The organism is Streptomyces sp. RKAG290 (assembly GCF_023701695.1).
GTDB lineage: Bacteria > Actinomycetota > Actinomycetes > Streptomycetales > Streptomycetaceae > Streptomyces.
In genome coordinates this window covers 6,638,059-6,654,880 of record NZ_JAJOZC010000001.1, presented here as the reverse complement: position 1 = coordinate 6,654,880, position 16,822 = coordinate 6,638,059, and the positions used below count along the sequence as shown (strand labels likewise).

Genomic DNA, 16,822 nt, shown 5'->3' with positions numbered 1-16,822 from the left:
CAGCCCTTCGGGGGCTACCAGCTGGCCTTGCGGTACAGCTCCCACATCTGCATGACCGTCTGCGGGTCCAGGGCCCGCTCGCCGCCGCCGATGTCCTCGCCCTCCGCGACATACAGCTTGCCCTGCCACAACGGGAGCAGCCGGACGTCGTCGACCAGGATCTTCTGGGCCCGCTCGAACTGCCGGCTGACCGCGCCGCGGTTGCTCTCCTTGCGGGACTGGGGCAGCAGCTGCTTGGTGATCTCGTCCTTCACGTACGGCATGCCGGTGACGCTGTCCTTGCCGACGAACGGGGCGATGAAGTTGTCGGGGTCCGGGAAGTCGGGGAACCAGCCTCGGCCGAAGACCGGGTACTCACCCTTGTTGAAGCCCTCCTGGAACGTCTTCCAGGGCTGGCTCTTCAGGGTGATCCTGAAGAGCCCGGAAGCCTCCAGCTGACGCTTGAGCTCGGCGAACTCGGGGGCCGTCGAGGAGCCGTACCGGTCGGTGGTGAACCAGAACGTCATCGGAACGGGCTTGGTGATGCCGGCGTCCGTGAGGATCTTCCGGGCCTTCGTCGTGCTCGGATCGCCGAAGGTGTCGAAGAAGCTGGTCGTGTGCCCCGCGATGCCCTTGGGCACCATGGAGTAGAGCGGCTCGGCGGTGCCCTGGTAGACCTTGGCCACCAGCGCGTCACGGTCCACGAGCTGGGCTATCGCGCGCCGCACGGCCGGGTTCCCCGCGGCCTTGTCCTTCGGGTTGAAGACCAGGAAGCGGATGTCGGCGCCGACGGTCTCGACGATCTGGAGGTCGCTCTTCTTGTCCTGGTTGTCCTCGAGGCTGACGACCTCCTGGGCGGACAGCCCTCGGTAGGTGGCGTCGATCTCGTTCTTCTTGAGCGCCGACACCATGGTGCCGGAGTCCTTGAAGTAGCGAATGGTCACGGCGTCGTTCTTGCGGTCGGCGAAGCCCTCGTAGTCGGGGTTCTTCAACAGCTCGGAACGGTCTCCGGGCTTGTACGCGTCCAGCAGGTAGGGACCGGAGCCGGTGACCCCGCCGTCGTCGCGGATCTTGTGCTTGGAGTAGGCGCTGGGCGCCACCAGCGACATGGCGGGCGTGGCGAGCACGAAGGGGAAGGTGGCGTCCGGCTTGGACAGATGGAAGATGACGACATCGTCACCCTTGGTCTCCACCCGGTCGAGCGAGCCGAGCATGCCGATGGGTCCGCCTTTGACCCCGATCGTCCTGATCCGGTCTATGGAGTACTTGACGGCCTCGGCGTCGAGGACGTCGCCGTTGGAGAACTTCAGACCCTTGCGGAGCGTGCAGCGGTAGGCGGTGCTGGTGGTGTCGGTGAACTTGCAGTGGTCCGCGGCATCGGGCTCGGGGCTCGTGCTGCCGGTGGGAAAGCTCACCAGCGTCTGGAACACGTTGCGCATCAGCTCCCAGGAGCCGTCCCATGCCGCCGCCGGGTCGAGCGTGGAAGGCTCACTGGTCGTCCCGACGGCTAGTTTCTGTTCCACTTCCGAGCCACTGTCGGACAACAGACCGCAGCCGGCCAGCAAAGAGAGGGAAGCAAGGGCTGCAGCAGCCTGCAGACTGGCCCGGTAGAACACGTGCACGCTCCTCGATCAGCCATGGGTCGGCAGACCATACCGCAGCGCCCCGCCGGGTCAATCCACAGGCCCGACGGGGCACTTGAGTCAATCAGGGCGAAACCGTCCCAGGCTGTCTCAGCCCACGCCCGCATTCAGGAAAATTCCACCGTCGACGACCAGGGTCTGGCCGGTGATCCAGTCGGACTGGTTCGACGTGAGGAAGGCAGCGGCGCCGCCGATGTCCTGCGGCACACCGAGGCGGCCGAGCGGGTACGCCGCGGCCGCCTCCGCCTCGCGGCCCTCGTAGAGCGCCTGGGCGAACCTGGTCTTCACGACCGCGGGCGCGATCGCGTTGACCCGGACGACGGGCGCGAACTCGTGCGCCAGCTGCAGGGTCAGGTTGATCATGGCGGCCTTGCTCATGCCGTAGGCGCCGATGAAGGGCGAGGCGGAGACACCCGCGACGGAGGCGATGTTGACGATCGCCCCGCCGTTCTCCTTCTGCCAGGCCTTCCAGGTCTGCTGCGCGAAGCCGAGCGCCGAGACCACGTTGGTCTCGAAGACCTTGCGGGCGACGTTGAGGTCGAGCTCGGCGATCGGGCCGAAGACCGGATTCGTGCCGGCGTTGTTGACCAGGAAGTCGACGCGGCCGAACGCCTCCATGGTGCGCTCGACGGCCGCCGCCTGGTGCGCCTCGTCGTGCGCCTTTCCCGCCACGCCGATGACCCGGTCGGAGCCGAGCGCCTCGACGGCCTCCTTGAGGGCGTCCTCGCCGCGTCCGGTGATGCACACCCGGTCGCCGCGGGCGACGAGCGCCTCGGCGATGCCGTAGCCGATGCCCCGGCTCGCGCCGGTGATCAGCGCGACCTTGCCACTGTCCTGCACAGTCATGATGTCGTAGCCTTTCGCGTCAGTTGAGCGGTCCGCCGGCGACGTACATGACCTGGCCGGAGACGAATCCGGCGTCGTCGCCCGAGAAGAAGGCGATGGCGTTCGCGATGTCCTCGGGGAAGCCGACGCGCTGCACCGGGATCTGGGTGGCGGCCGCGGCCTGGAACTCCTCGAAGCCCATGCCGACCCGGGCGGCGGTCTGCGCGGTCATCTCGGTGACGATGAAGCCGGGCGCGACGGCGTTGGCGGTGATGCCGAACTTGCCGAGCTCCTTGGCGAGGGTCTTCGTGAAGCCCTGCAGACCGGCCTTGACCGCGGCGTAGTTCGCCTGGCCGCGGTTGCCCAGGGCGGAGGAGGAGGACAGCGAGACGATACGGCCGAACTTCGCGTGCACCATGTGCTTCTGAACGGCCTTGGCCATCAGGAACGCGCCCTTGAGGTGCACGTTCATCACGATGTCCCAGTCGGACTCGCTCATCTTGAAGAGCAGGTTGTCGCGGAGCACGCCCGCGTTGTTGACCAGGATCGTCGGGGCGCCGAGCTCGGTGGCGACCCGCGCGACGGCGGCTTCCACCTGAGCGCTGTCCGAGACGTCACAGCCGACGGCGAGGGCCTTGCCCCCGGCGGCGGTGATCTTCTCGACGGTGTCCTTGCAGGCCGCCTCGTCCAGGTCGAGTACGGCGACGGCGCGGCCCTCGGCCGCCAGGCGTACCGCGGTGGCGGCACCGATGCCCCGTGCCGCTCCCGTCACGATGGCTACGCGCTGCTCGGTGGTGGACATGCTTGGTTCTCCTCGCCCTTGGATCGCGGCTCAGCGGACGTCAGGACGCTCTCCGTAAGAACGCTCCCGATAACTGAGCAACCGCTTAGTACCTTCAGCAGTCGAGACGCTAGAAGCCCTGGCACCCGGTGTCAACGGCCCACGGGCGCAGCGGCGCATGTCACACCGCACGCCGCTGCCGCCGCGGAGGCGGCAGCGGCGGTGTCCTGGTGCCGATCAGCGCACCAGCAGGTCGAGCAGTCGTTCGACCTCGGCGGCCGGGTCGGCGGTGAGGCCGCTGTGCACGGGGCTCGGCTGGATGACGGTCGAGCGCGGGGCGATGAGCCAGCGGAAGCGCCGCCCGACCTCGTCGCCCGCCGCCTGGCCCGCGTCCGGGCCTCCGCGGCAGATGCCCTCGACGGCCCGCAGCGCGGCCCGTACCCCGATCACGTCGGCGGCGGGGTCCAGCGCCTGGAGCTTTCCCTCGTCGAGCTCGGTGCGGGCGGCGACGAACCCCTTCGCACGGCAGTAGACCACCACGCCGGCATTGAAGAACTCGCCGCGCTGGACGCGCGGCACCACGCGCAGCAGGGCGTACTCGAAGACAACGCGTTCACTCACAGCCGGCCGCCCTTGTCGCTGTCGCTGGTGTCGTGCGGCCGCGGGGCGAGGCGTTCGGTGAGCCAGCCCGGGGCCTGGGAAGGCTTGGCAGCGGTCGGCGCGTCCAGGCTGATCCGCTCGTGGATGGTGGCCGCTCGCGGCAGCAGCGCCTCCACATAGGCGCGCCGGAGCTGATCGGTCGAGTCGAAGCCGGGCTCGTCCACCAGCCATTCGTCGGGGACGTCGGCCGCGACCTCGGTGAGCAGCTCCTCGGTGACCAGCGGAGCGAGTTCGGCGGCCGCCGCCGCGACATCGGGGGCGAAGGGGGCCAGCGCGTGGTCGGAGGCGTTGTACGGCTTGGCGACGGACGCCTGGACGCCCGGCCAGTTGTGGTGCCAGATCATGGTGGCCCCGTGGTCGATGAGCCACAGGTCGCCGTGCCAGATCAGCATGTTCGGATTGCGCCAGGACCGGTCGACGTTGTTGATCAGCGCGTCGAACCAGACGACACGTCCGGCCTCGCGGGGGTCCACCTGGTAGGCGAGCGCGTCGAACCCGAGGGAACCGGGGAGGAAGTCCATCCCGAGGTTGAGGCCACCGCTGGCCTTCAGGAGCTCCTGCACCTCCTGGTCGGGCTCGGCGAGACCGATGACCGGGTCCAGCTCGATCTGTACGAGGTCCGGGACGCGCAGTCCGAGCCGCCGCCCGAGCTGCCCGCAGATCACCTCCGCGACCAGCGTCTTGCGGCCCTGTCCGGCTCCGGTGAATTTCATGACGTACGTGCCGAGGTCGTCCGCCTCGACGATCCCGGGGAGCGAGCCGCCCTCACGCAGGGGCGTGACATAGCGGGTCGCCGTGACCTCTGTAAGCATTTCGCCAGGCTATACGGCGCCGCTACCTGGAGATCCGCGAGGCTCGCGCCCCTCCGGCCCGCGCAGGCTCAGGCGGTCTGCGGCTCCTGCGGAGCGGGCCGCGCCTGCGACGGAAGGTGGGCCACGGCCGGGGCCGCATGCTCATCGGCGATCGACGACTGCCGCAGGATGGCGTCGGCGGCCAGGAGCGCGTCGCTCACCGTGCGGGTCCGGGTGCTGACGCACAGGGTGTACGTGACGTCTTCCAACTGCCGCTGCAACTCGTAGGTCGAGGACTGCGAGTGCCTCAACTGCACCTCGTTGTAGCGGCTGAGCAGGGTGCGGATTCTCTCCGGGCTCGGCACCAGCATGATCCACCCAATCGTCGCAGAAGCGGTGTGCGCGCTTCTCCTGCCCCGTACGCCCCTCTCCATTCCCCTGCCGCCCGGAGCGCCGGACGGCAGGCGGGCGAGGACGTTCGTGGGGAATCGTGGGCGGAGCCGGAGCGGGCCGCGATCCCCGGGCTGCGGGGAACTGCCCGCGGCCGGCCCGTGGTACGCGCCGGCCGCGTGCCTTCAGCACAACGTCAGCAAGCCGTTCTGTTCGACCACGTCCAGGGAGAGCGTGCGGTAGCCGGCCGTCTCGAACAGCACGGTCAGCCGACGGCCGTCCTGGCTCATCACCGAGCCGTCCCCCCACTGACCGTGCCGGACCCGGGCGCCGAGGCGGAAGGGGTGCGGGGCGTCGTCGGCGCGGCTCTCCTCCTGCGGGGCCACAGGTCCGCCGGTGCCGGCCAGCACCCCCGCGGCCGCCTTCGGGCCGTCCGAGGAGAGCGCGGCGGCCTCGCAGCGGTCGCAGGAACCGCAGGACCCCCCGACTTCCGGTTCCTGCCCGAAGTAGCCGAGCAGGAACCGCCGCCGGCAGCCCGTGTTCTCCGCGTAGCCCCGCATCATGTCGACCCGCGACCGCTCCAGCTGCTGGTGCGCGTCACCGAGTTCGACGGCCTTGCGGGCGGCCTCCGCCGGATCGGCGGCGCCGGTGGTCTCCAGGTCTCCGGACTCGGTGGTGCGTACCGCTTCGACCTGTTCCAGCAGATTGACCACGGCCGTCAGCCGACTGGCCGTCAGGCCCGTCTCGCTGCGCAGGTCGCTCGGCCGGACCGGGCCGGCGTGTTCCTCCAGTGTGCCGGCCACCTGGGAGACGGTGTCCGGGTCGGGGCGTCCGGCGGCGAAGAACCGCTGCATGCCGAGGTCCTGCGACCGGTACGCGAGGATCGCCCGGGCCGGCTTCCCGTCCCGTCCGGCCCGGCCTATCTCCTGGTAGTAGGCGTCCAGGGAGCCGGGCACCGAGGCGTGCAGCACGAACCGGACGTCCGGCTTGTCGATGCCCATCCCGAAGGCGGAGGTGGCCACCACCACGTCCAGCTCCCCCGCGAGAAAACGGTCGTGCACCGTGCCGCGTTCCTTGGCGGGCAGGCCGGCGTGGTAGGCCGCCACGCCCAGCCCCAGGTCGCCCAGTTCGCGGGCGTACTCCTCGGACTCCTTGCGGGTCGCCGCGTAGACCAGCCCGGGCTTGGGTTCGGCGGCGGCGCGTTCGACCACCGCCCGGCGCTTGTCGGCGGCGCTCCGGAAGGGGATGACCTCCAGGTGGATGTTGGGCCGGTCGAAGCCGGTGACCACCTCCCGCACGTCGCGCATGCCGAGCCGCTGGACGATGTCCGCCCGCACCGGGGCCGCGGCGCTCGCCGTGAGGGCGAGCACCGGCGGGCGCCCGATCCGGTCGATCACCTGGCCCAGCCGCAGGTACTCGGGCCGGAAGTCGTGCCCCCAGGTCGACACGCACTGCGCCTCGTCCACGACGAACAGCGCGGGCCGTGCCGCCGCGAGCTGCTCGACCACCTCGTCCTTGGCCAGCTGCTCCGGGGCGAGGAAGACGAAGTCGACGTCTCCTTCGCTGATCCGGTCCCACACCGCGTCGTTCTCACCGCGGCTCTGGGTGGAGTTCACGGCTGCGGCGTCCGCTCCGGCCCGTCTCAACAGGCCGCTCACCTGGTCCCGTTGCAGGGCGATCAGGGGGGAGACGACGACGGTGGGGCCGGACAGAAGCACGCCGGGCACCTGGTAGACGGCGGACTTCCCGGCGCCGGTCGGCATCACCACGAGAGTGTCGCGCTGTTCCATGACCGACTTCATCGCCCGCAACTGCTCGGGCCGCAGCCGCTCCCAGCCGAACACCTTGCGCGCACTGCGCTGCAGCCGCCGGGACAACGCGCTGAAGGTGAACATGGTGCTCCTCGGGGCTGCGGGATCGGGTCGGGCGGCACGAGCGCCGTCCGGGTGACCTCCGACTACCCCGCGTCCGCCACCTCACGGCCCCGAATGCGGCCGATCCCGTCGGCCGCCCGCGCGACAGCTCGCCCGCCCCGGACTGCGCGGACGTCGCTCAGCGAATGCCGCAGCGCAGTCGCGGACCGGGATCGCGGCACCCTGACCTCCCGCACCACCTCTCAGCTCGCAACGGTTTTCGCACTTTTACAGGTTCCGCTGAACCGATTTCGTTGATTGCTGGCACACAGCTACCGATATCGGTAGCTTGAGGGCGCATGGACCTCGATGGAGCGCGCGCCTGTGCCGGCCGCGACAGCCGTCCGGTCCGTCATGAAGTCCTGCAACGGACAACGCCCTCGGAAAGAACTGACGTGAACCACAGCCAACTGCCCGCCACGCTGCCGGAAACAGACCGCACCCGTCACCGCCGGCTACGGGAACAGGGCAGCCTGGACCGCGGCGAACTCGACGCGATCCTGGACGCAGGCTTCCTGTGCCACTTCGGTGTGGTCGTCGAAGGGGACCCCATGGTCGTCCCCACCGTCTACGGAAGCGACGGGGAGAACCTCTACTTCCACGGCTCCGTGGCCGGCCGGAGCCTGACCGCCTCGCCGGGCGCGACGATATGCGTCACCGTGACGCACGTGGACGGCCTCGTCCTTGCCCGGTCGGTGTTCGAGCACGGCGTCAACTACCGCAGCGCGATGATCTACGGCGTTCCGCGCCTGGTCACGGATGCACAGGAGAAGCTGGAGGGGCTGCGCTGCCTGACCGAGCAGGCCGCACCCGGACAGTGGGACCACGCACGGCGGCCGAACCGCAAGGAACTGGCGGCGACCTCCCTGCTCGCCATCTCGCTTCGCGAGGCGTCGGTCAAGATACGCACGGGCGCCCCGGACGACGGCGACGGACCCGACGCCGCCCTCGGGATCTGGGCGGGCGTCCTGCCCCTGGTCTCCACCTGGGGCGCCCCGGAAGCCGACCCCCTGCTCCCTGACGGCATCGAACCGCCCCGGCACATCGCCACCCGCAGGGGTACCCGGGCGAGTTGAGCTGCCGCCCGGTCTCACCCCACTACCTCAGCCGCGAGGCAGCGGTGCCGGGGCACGCGAGCCCGGCATGAGCCGAACGGGGGGCCCTAGGAGCGCGCGTCGCCGTGTCGCCGGGTCACCGAGTGGATCCAGGAGAGCTGCTGGGAGATCTCCCCGGCCCCGGCCATCTCCTGCCGGTCGGAGCCGTCGAAGACCCCCAGGAGGGTTTCGGCGCCGTGCGGGGCGACGCTCATCACCGGTCCGCCGGAGTCGCCGCCGGCCGGGATCCCGGACACCCTCTCCATGCAGAAGTCCGAGCCGCCCGGCACGGTGAAGCCCTCGCACCGCGAGGCGTCGGGCCGCACGACCCGCAGGGTGGAGAGCTTGAGCACCGGGGACTGGCAGGCGTTCTCGTCCCCGGTGCAGGTGGCACCCCAGCCGTACTGGCGCACGGCCTGGCCGGCGTGGACGCGGACGGTGGACAGGCGCACCGGCCGGATCTTCATCGACGGGACCTTGACGAGCATCATGTCGGCGTGTGCGCTTCCCACCCGTCCACCGGGAACCGGGTGGACCGTGGTGCCCTTCCGCATGTCGAGGTTGCCGACCCGGAACGAGATCCGCTTGTCTGCGACCGGCTCCGCCTGCTCGAAGAAGCAGTGCGAAGCGCTGATGATCCACCGACGTGTGACCGCCGTCCCGGTGCACACCGGTCTGCCGTCGATGAGCATGCGGACCGCCCACGGGCCGTACGTACTCTTCGATCCGCCGATCACGGCGGAGGCCGGCGCGGACGACATCGCCGCGCCCGTCACCAGCAGTAGGGCGGTCAGCAGCAACACGCGAATTCGGCGCACCATCCGGAACAGCTCCTGTCGTCGGGGCATGGGCCGTACTGGTGGTGAGATACCCCTAGGGGCCGAAGAGTTCCGAATGCGGCCACGCGTTCATCCGATGGGGTCGCAGCGCTGCCGTGACAGGAGGGTGGCCGACGGCTCGTGGCACGCATCTCCGTGCGGGCGCCCCGGACGCGCGCGTGGGCGACGCACGCCGTCCCCGGCTTACCCGCTTGCTCCCGTCAGCCGGCGGCGAGGAGTTCCAGCGTATCGATCACGCGGTTGGAGAAGCCCCACTCGTTGTCGTACCAGGCGACCACCTTGACGTGGCGGCCGTCGACGCGGGTGAGGGCCGAGTCGAAGATCGACGAGGCGGGATTCCCCGTGATGTCGGAGGACACGAGCGGGTCGTCCGAGTATTCGAGAACCCCGGCCAGCGGTCCCTGCGCCGCGGTGCGGTACGCCGCCAGCACGTCCTCCCGGGTGACGTCGCGGGCGACGGTCGTGTTGAGTTCGACGATCGATCCCACCGGGACCGGCACGCGGATCGAGTCGCCCGACAGCTTGCCCGCGAGATTCGGCAGCACGAGGCCGATCGCCTTGGCGGCGCCTGTCGTGGTCGGGACGATGTTGACGGCTGCCGCACGGGCTCGGCGGGCGTCGCGGTGCGGGCCGTCCTGGAGGTTCTGCTCCTGCGTGTAGGCGTGCACCGTCGTCATGAAGCCGTGCTCGATGCCGGCGAGATCGTCGAGCACCGAGGCCAGCGGCGCGAGCGCGTTGGTCGTGCACGAGGCGTTCGAGACGATCGTGTGCGCGGCCGGGTCGTACGCGTCGGTGTTGACCCCGTAGGCGAGCGTGACATCGGCGCCGTCCGCGGGCGCGCTGACGAGCACCCTCTTCGCGCCGGCCTCGATGTGGGCGCGGGCGCCCGTGGCCGACGTGAAACGGCCGGTCGCCTCCAGCACGATGTCGACGCCGAGCTCCGCCCAGGGCAGCTTCGCCGGTTCGCGCTCGGCGAGGACGGAGATGCGCCGGCCGTCGACGACGAGGGCGTCCCCGTCGGCGTGCACCGGGCGGCCGAGCCGGCCCGCCGTCGTGTCGAAGGCGAGCAGCCGCGCGAGGGTGGCGGGCTCCGTGAGGTCGTTGACGGCGACGACCTCCAGGCCGCTTTCGCGTGCGAGCAGTGCACGCAGCACATTGCGTCCGATGCGGCCGAATCCATTGATGGCGATGCGAGTCATGAGTGGTGTCCCTTCGGTTCCCCACCAGGTTCCCGCGCGGCGTCGGCCGCTGACAGCGGCGTGATCGCCAGGGTCCAAAAGGATCGCGCCACGCGCTGGTGCGGTGGCGGGACAGGGTCTTTCGTCTGGATCAGGCCGGATAAGGGAGCGGCACCAGGCCCCGCGAGCCCGGCATGATCCAAACGAGAGGCCCTAGTCGCCCTGGGCGAAGGTGCGCCGGTATTCGCTCGGTGTCGTGTCGAGGATGCGCTGGAAGTGCAGCCGCAGATTCGCACCGGTGCCGAGACCGACGTCGGCGGCGATCTGCTCGACGCCCCGCTGGGAGCGTTCGAGCAGCTCACGGGCCACGTCGATGCGGGCCCGCATGACCCACTGCATCGGGGTGTAGCCCGTGTCCTCGGCGAATCGCCGGGAGAACGTGCGCGGCGACACCTTCGCATGCCGGGCGAGCACATCGAGGGTGAGTGGCTCGCCGAGGCGGTGCAGCGCCCACTCCCGGGTGGCGGCGAACCGCTCGCCGAGCGGCTCGGGCACACTGCGCGGGACGTACTGCGCCTGGCCGCCGCTGCGGTAGGGGGCCGCGACCAGACGCCTGGCCGCGTGGTTCGACGCGGACACCCCCAGGTCGCCGCGCAGGATGTGCAGGCACAGGTCGATGCCCGAGGCCGCGCCGGCCGACGTCAGCACGCTGCCCTCGTCGACGAACAGGACGTTCTCGTCGATCCTGACGAGCGGACGCTTCGCCGCGAGGGCCCGCGTGTAGTGCCAGTGCGTCGTGGCCCGCTTGCCGTCGAGCAGGCCCGTGGCGGCGAGCGCGAAGGCGCCCGTCGAGATGGCGGCGAGCCGCGCGCCCCGGTCGTGGGCGGCGATCAGTGCGTCGACGACGGCCTGCGGCGGGTCGTCGCGGTCCGGGTGCCGGTAGCCGGGGACGAAGACGATGTCGGCCCACTCCAGTGCGTCGAGGCCGTGCGCGACGTAGTACGACAAGCCGTCGCCGCCGGCCACCAGACCTGGCGCCGGACCGCACACCCGTACCTCGTACGGCATGCTCGCGCGGGTCGTGAACACCTGCGCGGGAATCCCGACATCGAGCGGTTTCGCACCCTCGAGCACAAGGACGGCGACGTGATGCAGGGGCGGGTTGGGCACGGGAAAAGACTACGCGGGGGGCCGGCCGCAACGGCCTCGCGACCCGGGGCACCGAAGGGTGCCGGTGGGGTACGCCCTCCCTGCGGCCTCGGCGCCATGACGCGTTCTTCCTGGCCGGCGGCCGTCCGCAGCGCGCCTCCCGGCCGGGCGGTCCGCGAAACGGCCGCCCCGGTGCGGCGGACCGCGGCACCCAGGGTGACGGGGCGCGGGGTGACGGCACACAGTCGGCCGCAGGCCGTTCGCGGCACGTGACGCAGGCCATCTTGTGGGCCCGCGATCTCTGGGTAGGTCTCCGGTACGGTGTCGAACGCTTCCGCCGGAGCACTACGGAGCACTTTCGCCACCACCATGTGACCACGGGATACCGACAGGTGTGTCCCGTGCGACATCGCCCGTCCTGAGGCCACGCGCTCGTGACACGACTGGGGAGTTTGATGTTCGACAAGGTATTGGTCGCCAATCGTGGGGAGATCGCGATCCGCGCGTTCCGCGCGGCATTCGAGCTCGGGATCTCCACCGTGGCCGTGTACCCCCACGAAGACAGGAACTCCCTACACCGGGCAAAGGCCGACGAGGCCTACCAGATCGGGGAGCCCGGACATCCGGTGCGCGCCTACCTCTCGGTGGACGAGGTGGTCGAGGCCGCCCGTAAGGCGGGGGCCGACGCCATCTACCCGGGCTACGGCTTCCTGTCGGAGAACCCGGACCTCGCGGCCGCCTGCTCGGAGGCCGGGATCACGTTCGTCGGGCCGCCGGCCTCGGTGCTGAACCTGACGGGCAACAAGTCCCGGGCGGTCGCTGCCGCACGGGAGGCCGGCGTGCCGGTGCTGAAGTCCTCCGCGCCCTCGGAGGACGTCGACGCACTCGTCGCGGCCTCCGACGACATCGGCTTCCCGGTCTTCGTCAAGGCAGTCGCGGGCGGCGGCGGGCGCGGCATGCGCCGGGTCGCCGAGCCGGGGGACCTGCGCGAGGCGATCGACGCGGCAATGCGCGAGGCACGCTCCGCGTTCGGCGACGCGACCGTCTTCCTGGAGCAGGCGGTGATCAATCCCCGCCACATCGAGGTGCAGATCCTCGCCGACGCCGACGGCAACGTCGTGCATCTCTACGAGCGGGACTGCTCGTTGCAGCGCCGGCACCAGAAGGTCGTCGAGATCGCGCCCGCCCCGAACCTCGACCCGGCGCTGCGGGAGCAGATCTGCGCCGACGCGGTCTCCTTCGCACGCCACATCGGTTACGTGAACGCGGGCACCGTCGAGTTCCTCGTCGACGAGCGCGGCAACCACGTCTTCATCGAGATGAACCCGCGCATCCAGGTCGAGCACACCGTGACCGAACAGGTCACCGGCCGCGACCTGGTGATCGCCCAGCTGCGCATCGCCGCGGGCATGACCCTGCCCGAACTGCACCTCACCCAGGACGACATCACCCTCAACGGCACCGCGATGCAGTGCCGCATCACCACGGAGGACCCGGCCAACGGCTTCCGGCCGGACACCGGCACCATCTCCGCCTACCGCTCCCCCGGCGGGCCGGGTGTGCGGCTGGACGGCGGCACCGTGCACACGGGTGCCGAGGTGTCCGCCCACTTCGACTCGATGCTGGTCAAACTCACCTGCCACGGGCACGACTTCACCAACGCCGCCCGCCGGGCGCGGCGGGCCATCGCGGAGTTCCGGATCCGCGGGGTCGCCACGAACCTGCCGTTCCTGGGGGCCGTGCTGGACCAGCCCGACTTCCGGGCGGGGCACATCACGACCAGCTTCATCGAGGAGCACCCGGAGCTGATCCGGGCGCGCCCTTCGGCCGACCGCGGCAGCCGCATCCTCAGCTACCTCGCCGAGACCACCGTCAACCGGCCGTACGGCCCCCGCCCCTCCGTCATCGACCCGGTCGACAAGCTGCCCGCTCTCCCGTCCGGTACACCGCCGGCCGGGTCGCGCCAGCGCCTGGCGGCCCTCGGCCCGGAGGCCTTCGCCGCCGAGCTGCGCGCCCAGTCGGCCGTGGCCGTCACCGACACGACGTTCCGCGACGCCCACCAGTCGCTGCTCGCCACCCGGGTCCGGACCCGTGACCTGCTGGCCGTGGCGCCGCACGTCGCCCGGACCGCCCCGGAGCTGCTGAGCCTCGAATGCTGGGGAGGCGCCACCTACGACGTGTCGCTGCGCTTCCTGGCCGAGGACCCGTGGGAGCGGCTGGTGAAGATCAGGGAGGCCGTGCCCAACATCTGCACCCAGATGCTGCTGCGCGGCCGCAACACGGTCGGCTACACGCCCTACCCCACCGAGGTCACCGAGGCGTTCGTCTCCGAGGCGGCGACCGCGGGGATGGACATCTTCCGGATCTTCGACGCACTCAACGACGTGTCCCAGATGCGGCCGGCGATCGACGCCGTACGGGCCACCGGCACCTCGGTCGCCGAGGTGGCGCTCTGCTACACCGCCGACCTCTCCGACCCCGGCGAGAGCCTGTACACGCTGGACTACTACCTGCGTCTCGCCGAGCAGATCGTGGAGGCGGGCGCCCATGTGCTCGCCATCAAGGACATGGCGGGTCTGCTCCGCCCGCCGGCCGCGCGCACACTCGTCACCGCGCTGCGCGAGCGGTTCGACCTGCCGGTCCACCTGCACACCCACGACACCGCGGGCGGGCAGCTCGGCACGCTGATCGCCGCCATCGACGCGGGCGTGGACGCGGTGGACGCGGCGGTCGCCTCCATGGCCGGCACCACCAGTCAGCCCCCGTTGTCGGCGCTGGTGGCCGCCACCGATCACACCGAGCGCGCGACGGGCCTGTCCCTCCAGGCAGTCGGCGACCTGGAGCCGTACTGGGAGGCGACCCGCAAGGTCTATGCCCCCTTCGAGTCCGGGCTCGCCTCGCCGACCGGCCGGATCTACCACCACGAGATCCCCGGCGGCCAGTTGTCCAACCTGCGCCAGCAGGCGATCGCCCTCGGTCTGGGCGACCGCTTCGAACTCATCGAGGACTGCTACGCCGCGGCCGACCGCATGCTCGGCCGGCTGGTGAAGGTGACGCCGTCCTCGAAGGTCGTCGGCGACCTGGCGCTGCATCTGGTGGGCGCGGGGGTCAAGGCGGCGGACTTCGAGGCCGACCCCGGAAAGTTCGACGTGCCGGACTCCGTGATCGGCTTCCTGCGCGGCGAGCTGGGTGACCCGCCCGGCGGCTGGCCCGAGCCGTTCCGCACGCGTGCCCTGCACGGCCGCCCGGCCAAGGCGCAGACGCCGCAGCTGTCGGACGAGGACCGCGAGGGTCTGAAGCAGTCGCCGCGCGCCACGCTGAACCGGCTCCTGTTCCCCGGGCCGACCAAGGAGTTCGAAGCCCACCGCGAGACCTACGGGGACACGTCCGTTCTGCCGACCCGGGACTTCCTGTACGGGCTGGAGACGGAGACCGAGCACACGGTCACGCTCGACCCCGGGGTCACCCTGCTGATCGAGCTGGAGGCCATCTCCGAGGCCGACGAGCGCGGATTCCGCAGCGTACTGGCCACTCTCAACGGGCAGTTGCGGCCGGTTTCGGTACGGGACAAGGCCGTTGCCACCGAGGTCAAGGCCGCCGAGAAGGCGGATCGCGGCAACGAGGGCCATGTCGCGGCGCCGTTCGCCGGTGTCGTCACCCTGCAGGTGGAGGAGGGCGCGTCGGTGTCGGCCGGTCAGACCGTCGCCACGATCGAGGCGATGAAGATGGAGGCGTCGATCACCGCCCAGACCGCCGGTGTGGTGCGCCGCCTCGCGATCGGCAGGGTCCAGCAGGTCGAGGCGGGCGATCTGCTCATCGAGATCGGCTGAGACAGCCGGCCGGGCTCCGGCCCCGGGCAGCGCGGCGTCCGGTCCCCGCGGGCGCCTTCGCGCACCGGGGGCCGGACGTCCGACGGCCGGCGTGCTGTTACGCGTCGTCGTCGTTGACCCAGCTCATGAGCTTGCGGAGCTCACGGCCGGTGGTCTCCAGCAGGTGGTCGCTGTCGGCCTTCTTGTACTCGTTGTACTTGGGCAGACCGTTGTGGTACTCCGCCATCCAGGCGTTGGCGAAGGTGCCGTCCTGGATCTCGGTGAGGACCTTCTTCATCTCGGCCTTGGTCGCGTCCGTGATGATCCGCGGGCCGGTGACGTAGTCGCCCCACTCGGCGGTCTCCGAGATCGACCAGCGCATCTTCTCCAGGCCGCCCTCGTACATCAGGTCGACGATGAGCTTCAGCTCGTGGAGGCACTCGAAGTACGCGATCTCCGGCTGGTAACCGGCCTCGGTCAGCGTCTCGAACCCGGCCTTCACCAGCGCGGCGGTACCACCGCAGAGGACGGCCTGCTCACCGAACAGGTCGGTCTCGGTCTCCTCGGTGAACGTCGTCTTGATGACGCCGGCGCGGGTGCCGCCGATGCCCTTGGCGTACGACAGGGCGAGCTCCAGGCCCTTGCCCGTGGCGTCCTGCTCGACGGCCACGATGCACGGAACGCCGCGGCCCTCCTCGTACTGGCGGCGGACCAGGTGACCCGGGCCCTTCGGGGCGACCATGCAGACGTCGACGCCCGCCGGCGGCTTGATGAAGCCGAAGCGGATGTTCAGGCCGTGACCGAAGAACAGCGCGTCGCCGTCCTTCAGGTTGTCCTTGACGGACTCCTCGTAGACCTGGGCCTGGATCGGGTCCGGGACCAGGATCATGATGACGTCGGCCTCGGCGGAGGCCTCGGCCGGAGTCACCACGCGCAGGCCCTGCTCCTCGGCCTTGGCCCTGGACTTCGAGCCCTCGTGCAGACCGACACGGACGTCGACACCCGAGTCGCGCAGCGACAGCGCGTGGGCATGGCCCTGGCTGCCGTAACCAAGGACCGCGACCTTGCGGCCCTGGATGATGGACAGGTCGGCATCGTCGTCGTAGAACATCTCGGCGGGCATGGGGAGTTCTCCTTGGTTCCGGAACATGAGGGTGTGCGGACGGGAATGCGGGACGCGGTGGCCTGCGGGGCGGCGCTACGCGCTCTGTGCGCGTGCGGTCGCCGCGGTGCCGGCCGGGGTCAGGCGGATCGGCCGGGCCTCGCGCGCGGAGCGGTCGGCCAGGGCCCGGGAGCCGCGGCCGATCGCGATCGCGCCGGACTGGACGAGCTCCTTGATGCCGAAGGTGGCGAGCATCCGGAGCATCGCGTCGAGCTTGTCGCCGGAACCGGTCGCTTCGAGCGTGACGGCATCGGGCGAGACGTCGACGGTTCTGGCACGGAACAGCTCGGCGACCTGGACGATCTGGGCCCGGGTGTCGTTGCCGGCGCTCACCTTCACCAGGACCAGCTCGCGCTGGACGGCGGAGTCCGCCTCCAGCTCGACGATCTTGAGGACGTTGACCAGCTTGTTGAGCTGCTTGGTCACCTGTTCCAGGGCGAGTTCGTGGTCGACCCTGACTACGATGGTGATGCGGGAGAGCTCGGGATGTTCGGTGGTACCGACCGCGAGCGAGTCGATGTTGAAGCCGCGGCGCGAGAACAGGGCGGCCACGCGGGCCAGGATGCCGGGCGTGTTCTCGACCAGGACGGAGAGCGTGTGCTGGGACAT

The 16,822-nt window shown here is 70.5% G+C and carries 14 protein-coding genes; 2 read left to right on the top strand and 12 right to left on the bottom strand.

Translation table 11 applies throughout. The features are described 5' to 3' along the window. Positions 1 to 14 precede the first annotated feature (14 nt). The 7 genes from LNW71_RS29400 to LNW71_RS29370 form a co-directional block, all read right to left on the bottom strand. Positions 15 to 1,595 (bottom strand): ABC transporter substrate-binding protein, encoded by a 1,581-nt coding sequence (locus LNW71_RS29400; RefSeq protein WP_250970962.1) that lies wholly within the window; start codon positions 1,593 to 1,595, stop codon positions 15 to 17. A 117-nt stretch (positions 1,596 to 1,712) separates the two neighbouring features. Then, complete coding sequence (locus LNW71_RS29395; protein ID WP_250970961.1) at positions 1,713 to 2,468, bottom strand: SDR family oxidoreductase; 756 nt, start codon at positions 2,466 to 2,468, stop codon at positions 1,713 to 1,715. Between the two features lie 19 nt (positions 2,469 to 2,487). Next, the gene (gene fabG, locus LNW71_RS29390) at positions 2,488 to 3,249 is read right to left on the bottom strand and encodes a 3-oxoacyl-ACP reductase FabG (RefSeq protein WP_250970960.1); all 762 of its coding nucleotides are present in this window, start codon (positions 3,247 to 3,249) and stop codon (positions 2,488 to 2,490) included. A 216-nt stretch (positions 3,250 to 3,465) separates the two neighbouring features. Next, positions 3,466 to 3,849: a DUF3037 domain-containing protein gene (locus tag LNW71_RS29385; protein ID WP_250970959.1), complete on the bottom strand. Its 384-nt coding sequence runs from the start codon at positions 3,847 to 3,849 to the stop codon at positions 3,466 to 3,468. Next, positions 3,846 to 4,700 (bottom strand): HipA family kinase, encoded by an 855-nt coding sequence (locus LNW71_RS29380; RefSeq protein ID WP_250970958.1) that lies wholly within the window; start codon positions 4,698 to 4,700, stop codon positions 3,846 to 3,848. The genes LNW71_RS29385 and LNW71_RS29380 overlap by 4 nt, the downstream gene beginning before the upstream one ends. A gap of 68 nt (positions 4,701 to 4,768) precedes the next feature. Then, positions 4,769 to 5,050 carry a DUF5133 domain-containing protein gene (locus tag LNW71_RS29375; protein WP_250970957.1) on the bottom strand — a complete coding sequence of 94 codons (282 nt, stop codon included), beginning with the start codon at positions 5,048 to 5,050 and terminating at the stop codon, positions 4,769 to 4,771. Between the two features lie 204 nt (positions 5,051 to 5,254). Further along, positions 5,255 to 6,964, bottom strand: a complete 1,710-nt coding sequence (locus tag LNW71_RS29370) for a RecQ family ATP-dependent DNA helicase (protein WP_250970956.1) — start codon at positions 6,962 to 6,964, stop codon at positions 5,255 to 5,257. 413 nt (positions 6,965 to 7,377) lie between these two features. Between LNW71_RS29370 and LNW71_RS29365 the strand changes: the two genes are divergently transcribed. Then, positions 7,378 to 8,058 (top strand): pyridoxamine 5'-phosphate oxidase family protein, encoded by a 681-nt coding sequence (locus LNW71_RS29365; protein ID WP_250970955.1) that lies wholly within the window; start codon positions 7,378 to 7,380, stop codon positions 8,056 to 8,058. Between the two features lie 86 nt (positions 8,059 to 8,144). On the opposite strand, the gene LNW71_RS29360 is transcribed toward LNW71_RS29365, so the two are convergent. The 3 genes from LNW71_RS29360 to LNW71_RS29350 all read right to left on the bottom strand — a co-directional run bounded on the left by LNW71_RS29360 (position 8,145) and on the right by LNW71_RS29350 (position 11,263). After that, on the bottom strand, positions 8,145 to 8,897 hold the full coding sequence (locus LNW71_RS29360; RefSeq protein ID WP_250970954.1) for a trypsin-like serine protease: 753 nt from the start codon (positions 8,895 to 8,897) through the stop codon (positions 8,145 to 8,147). A gap of 218 nt (positions 8,898 to 9,115) precedes the next feature. Further along, positions 9,116 to 10,114 carry a type I glyceraldehyde-3-phosphate dehydrogenase gene (gap, locus tag LNW71_RS29355; RefSeq protein WP_250970953.1) on the bottom strand — a complete coding sequence of 333 codons (999 nt, stop codon included), beginning with the start codon at positions 10,112 to 10,114 and terminating at the stop codon, positions 9,116 to 9,118. Positions 10,115 to 10,306: 192 nt separating this feature from the next. Further along, positions 10,307 to 11,263, bottom strand: a complete 957-nt coding sequence (locus LNW71_RS29350; RefSeq protein WP_250970952.1) for a helix-turn-helix domain-containing protein — start codon at positions 11,261 to 11,263, stop codon at positions 10,307 to 10,309. Between the two features lie 434 nt (positions 11,264 to 11,697). Here LNW71_RS29350 and LNW71_RS29345 point away from each other — a divergent pair, with 434 nt between their 5' ends. Then, on the top strand, positions 11,698 to 15,072 hold the full coding sequence (locus tag LNW71_RS29345; RefSeq protein WP_250970951.1) for a pyruvate carboxylase: 3,375 nt from the start codon (positions 11,698 to 11,700) through the stop codon (positions 15,070 to 15,072). Positions 15,073 to 15,169: 97 nt separating this feature from the next. Here the strand turns inward: LNW71_RS29345 and ilvC are convergent, their stop codons facing one another. Both ilvC and ilvN read right to left on the bottom strand, forming a co-directional pair. Further along, entirely contained in the window at positions 15,170 to 16,174 is a 1,005-nt protein-coding gene (gene ilvC / locus LNW71_RS29340) for a ketol-acid reductoisomerase (RefSeq protein ID WP_250970950.1), read from the bottom strand. A gap of 75 nt (positions 16,175 to 16,249) precedes the next feature. After that, positions 16,250 to 16,822 (bottom strand): acetolactate synthase small subunit, encoded by a 573-nt coding sequence (gene ilvN / locus LNW71_RS29335; RefSeq protein WP_250970949.1) that lies wholly within the window; start codon positions 16,820 to 16,822, stop codon positions 16,250 to 16,252.

What these genes read in the sequence shown, in the direction of transcription:
- LNW71_RS29395 (WP_250970961.1), bottom strand. Translation starts at nt 2,468, where the DNA reads ATGACTGTGCAGGACAGTGGCAAGGTCGCGCTGATCACCGGCGCGAGC.
- fabG (WP_250970960.1), bottom strand. Translation starts at nt 3,249, where the DNA reads ATGTCCACCACCGAGCAGCGCGTAGCCATCGTGACGGGAGCGGCACGG.
- LNW71_RS29380 (WP_250970958.1), bottom strand. Translation starts at nt 4,700, where the DNA reads ATGCTTACAGAGGTCACGGCGACCCGCTATGTCACGCCCCTGCGTGAG.
- LNW71_RS29375 (WP_250970957.1), bottom strand. Translation starts at nt 5,050, where the DNA reads ATGCTGGTGCCGAGCCCGGAGAGAATCCGCACCCTGCTCAGCCGCTAC.
- LNW71_RS29370 (WP_250970956.1), bottom strand. Translation starts at nt 6,964, where the DNA reads ATGTTCACCTTCAGCGCGTTGTCCCGGCGGCTGCAGCGCAGTGCGCGC.
- LNW71_RS29360 (WP_250970954.1), bottom strand. Translation starts at nt 8,897, where the DNA reads ATGGTGCGCCGAATTCGCGTGTTGCTGCTGACCGCCCTACTGCTGGTG.
- gap (WP_250970953.1), bottom strand. Translation starts at nt 10,114, where the DNA reads ATGACTCGCATCGCCATCAATGGATTCGGCCGCATCGGACGCAATGTG.
- LNW71_RS29345 (WP_250970951.1), top strand. Translation starts at nt 11,698, where the DNA reads ATGTTCGACAAGGTATTGGTCGCCAATCGTGGGGAGATCGCGATCCGC.
- ilvC (WP_250970950.1), bottom strand. Translation starts at nt 16,174, where the DNA reads ATGCCCGCCGAGATGTTCTACGACGACGATGCCGACCTGTCCATCATC.
- ilvN (WP_250970949.1), bottom strand. Translation starts at nt 16,822, where the DNA reads ATGTCCCAGCACACGCTCTCCGTCCTGGTCGAGAACACGCCCGGCATC.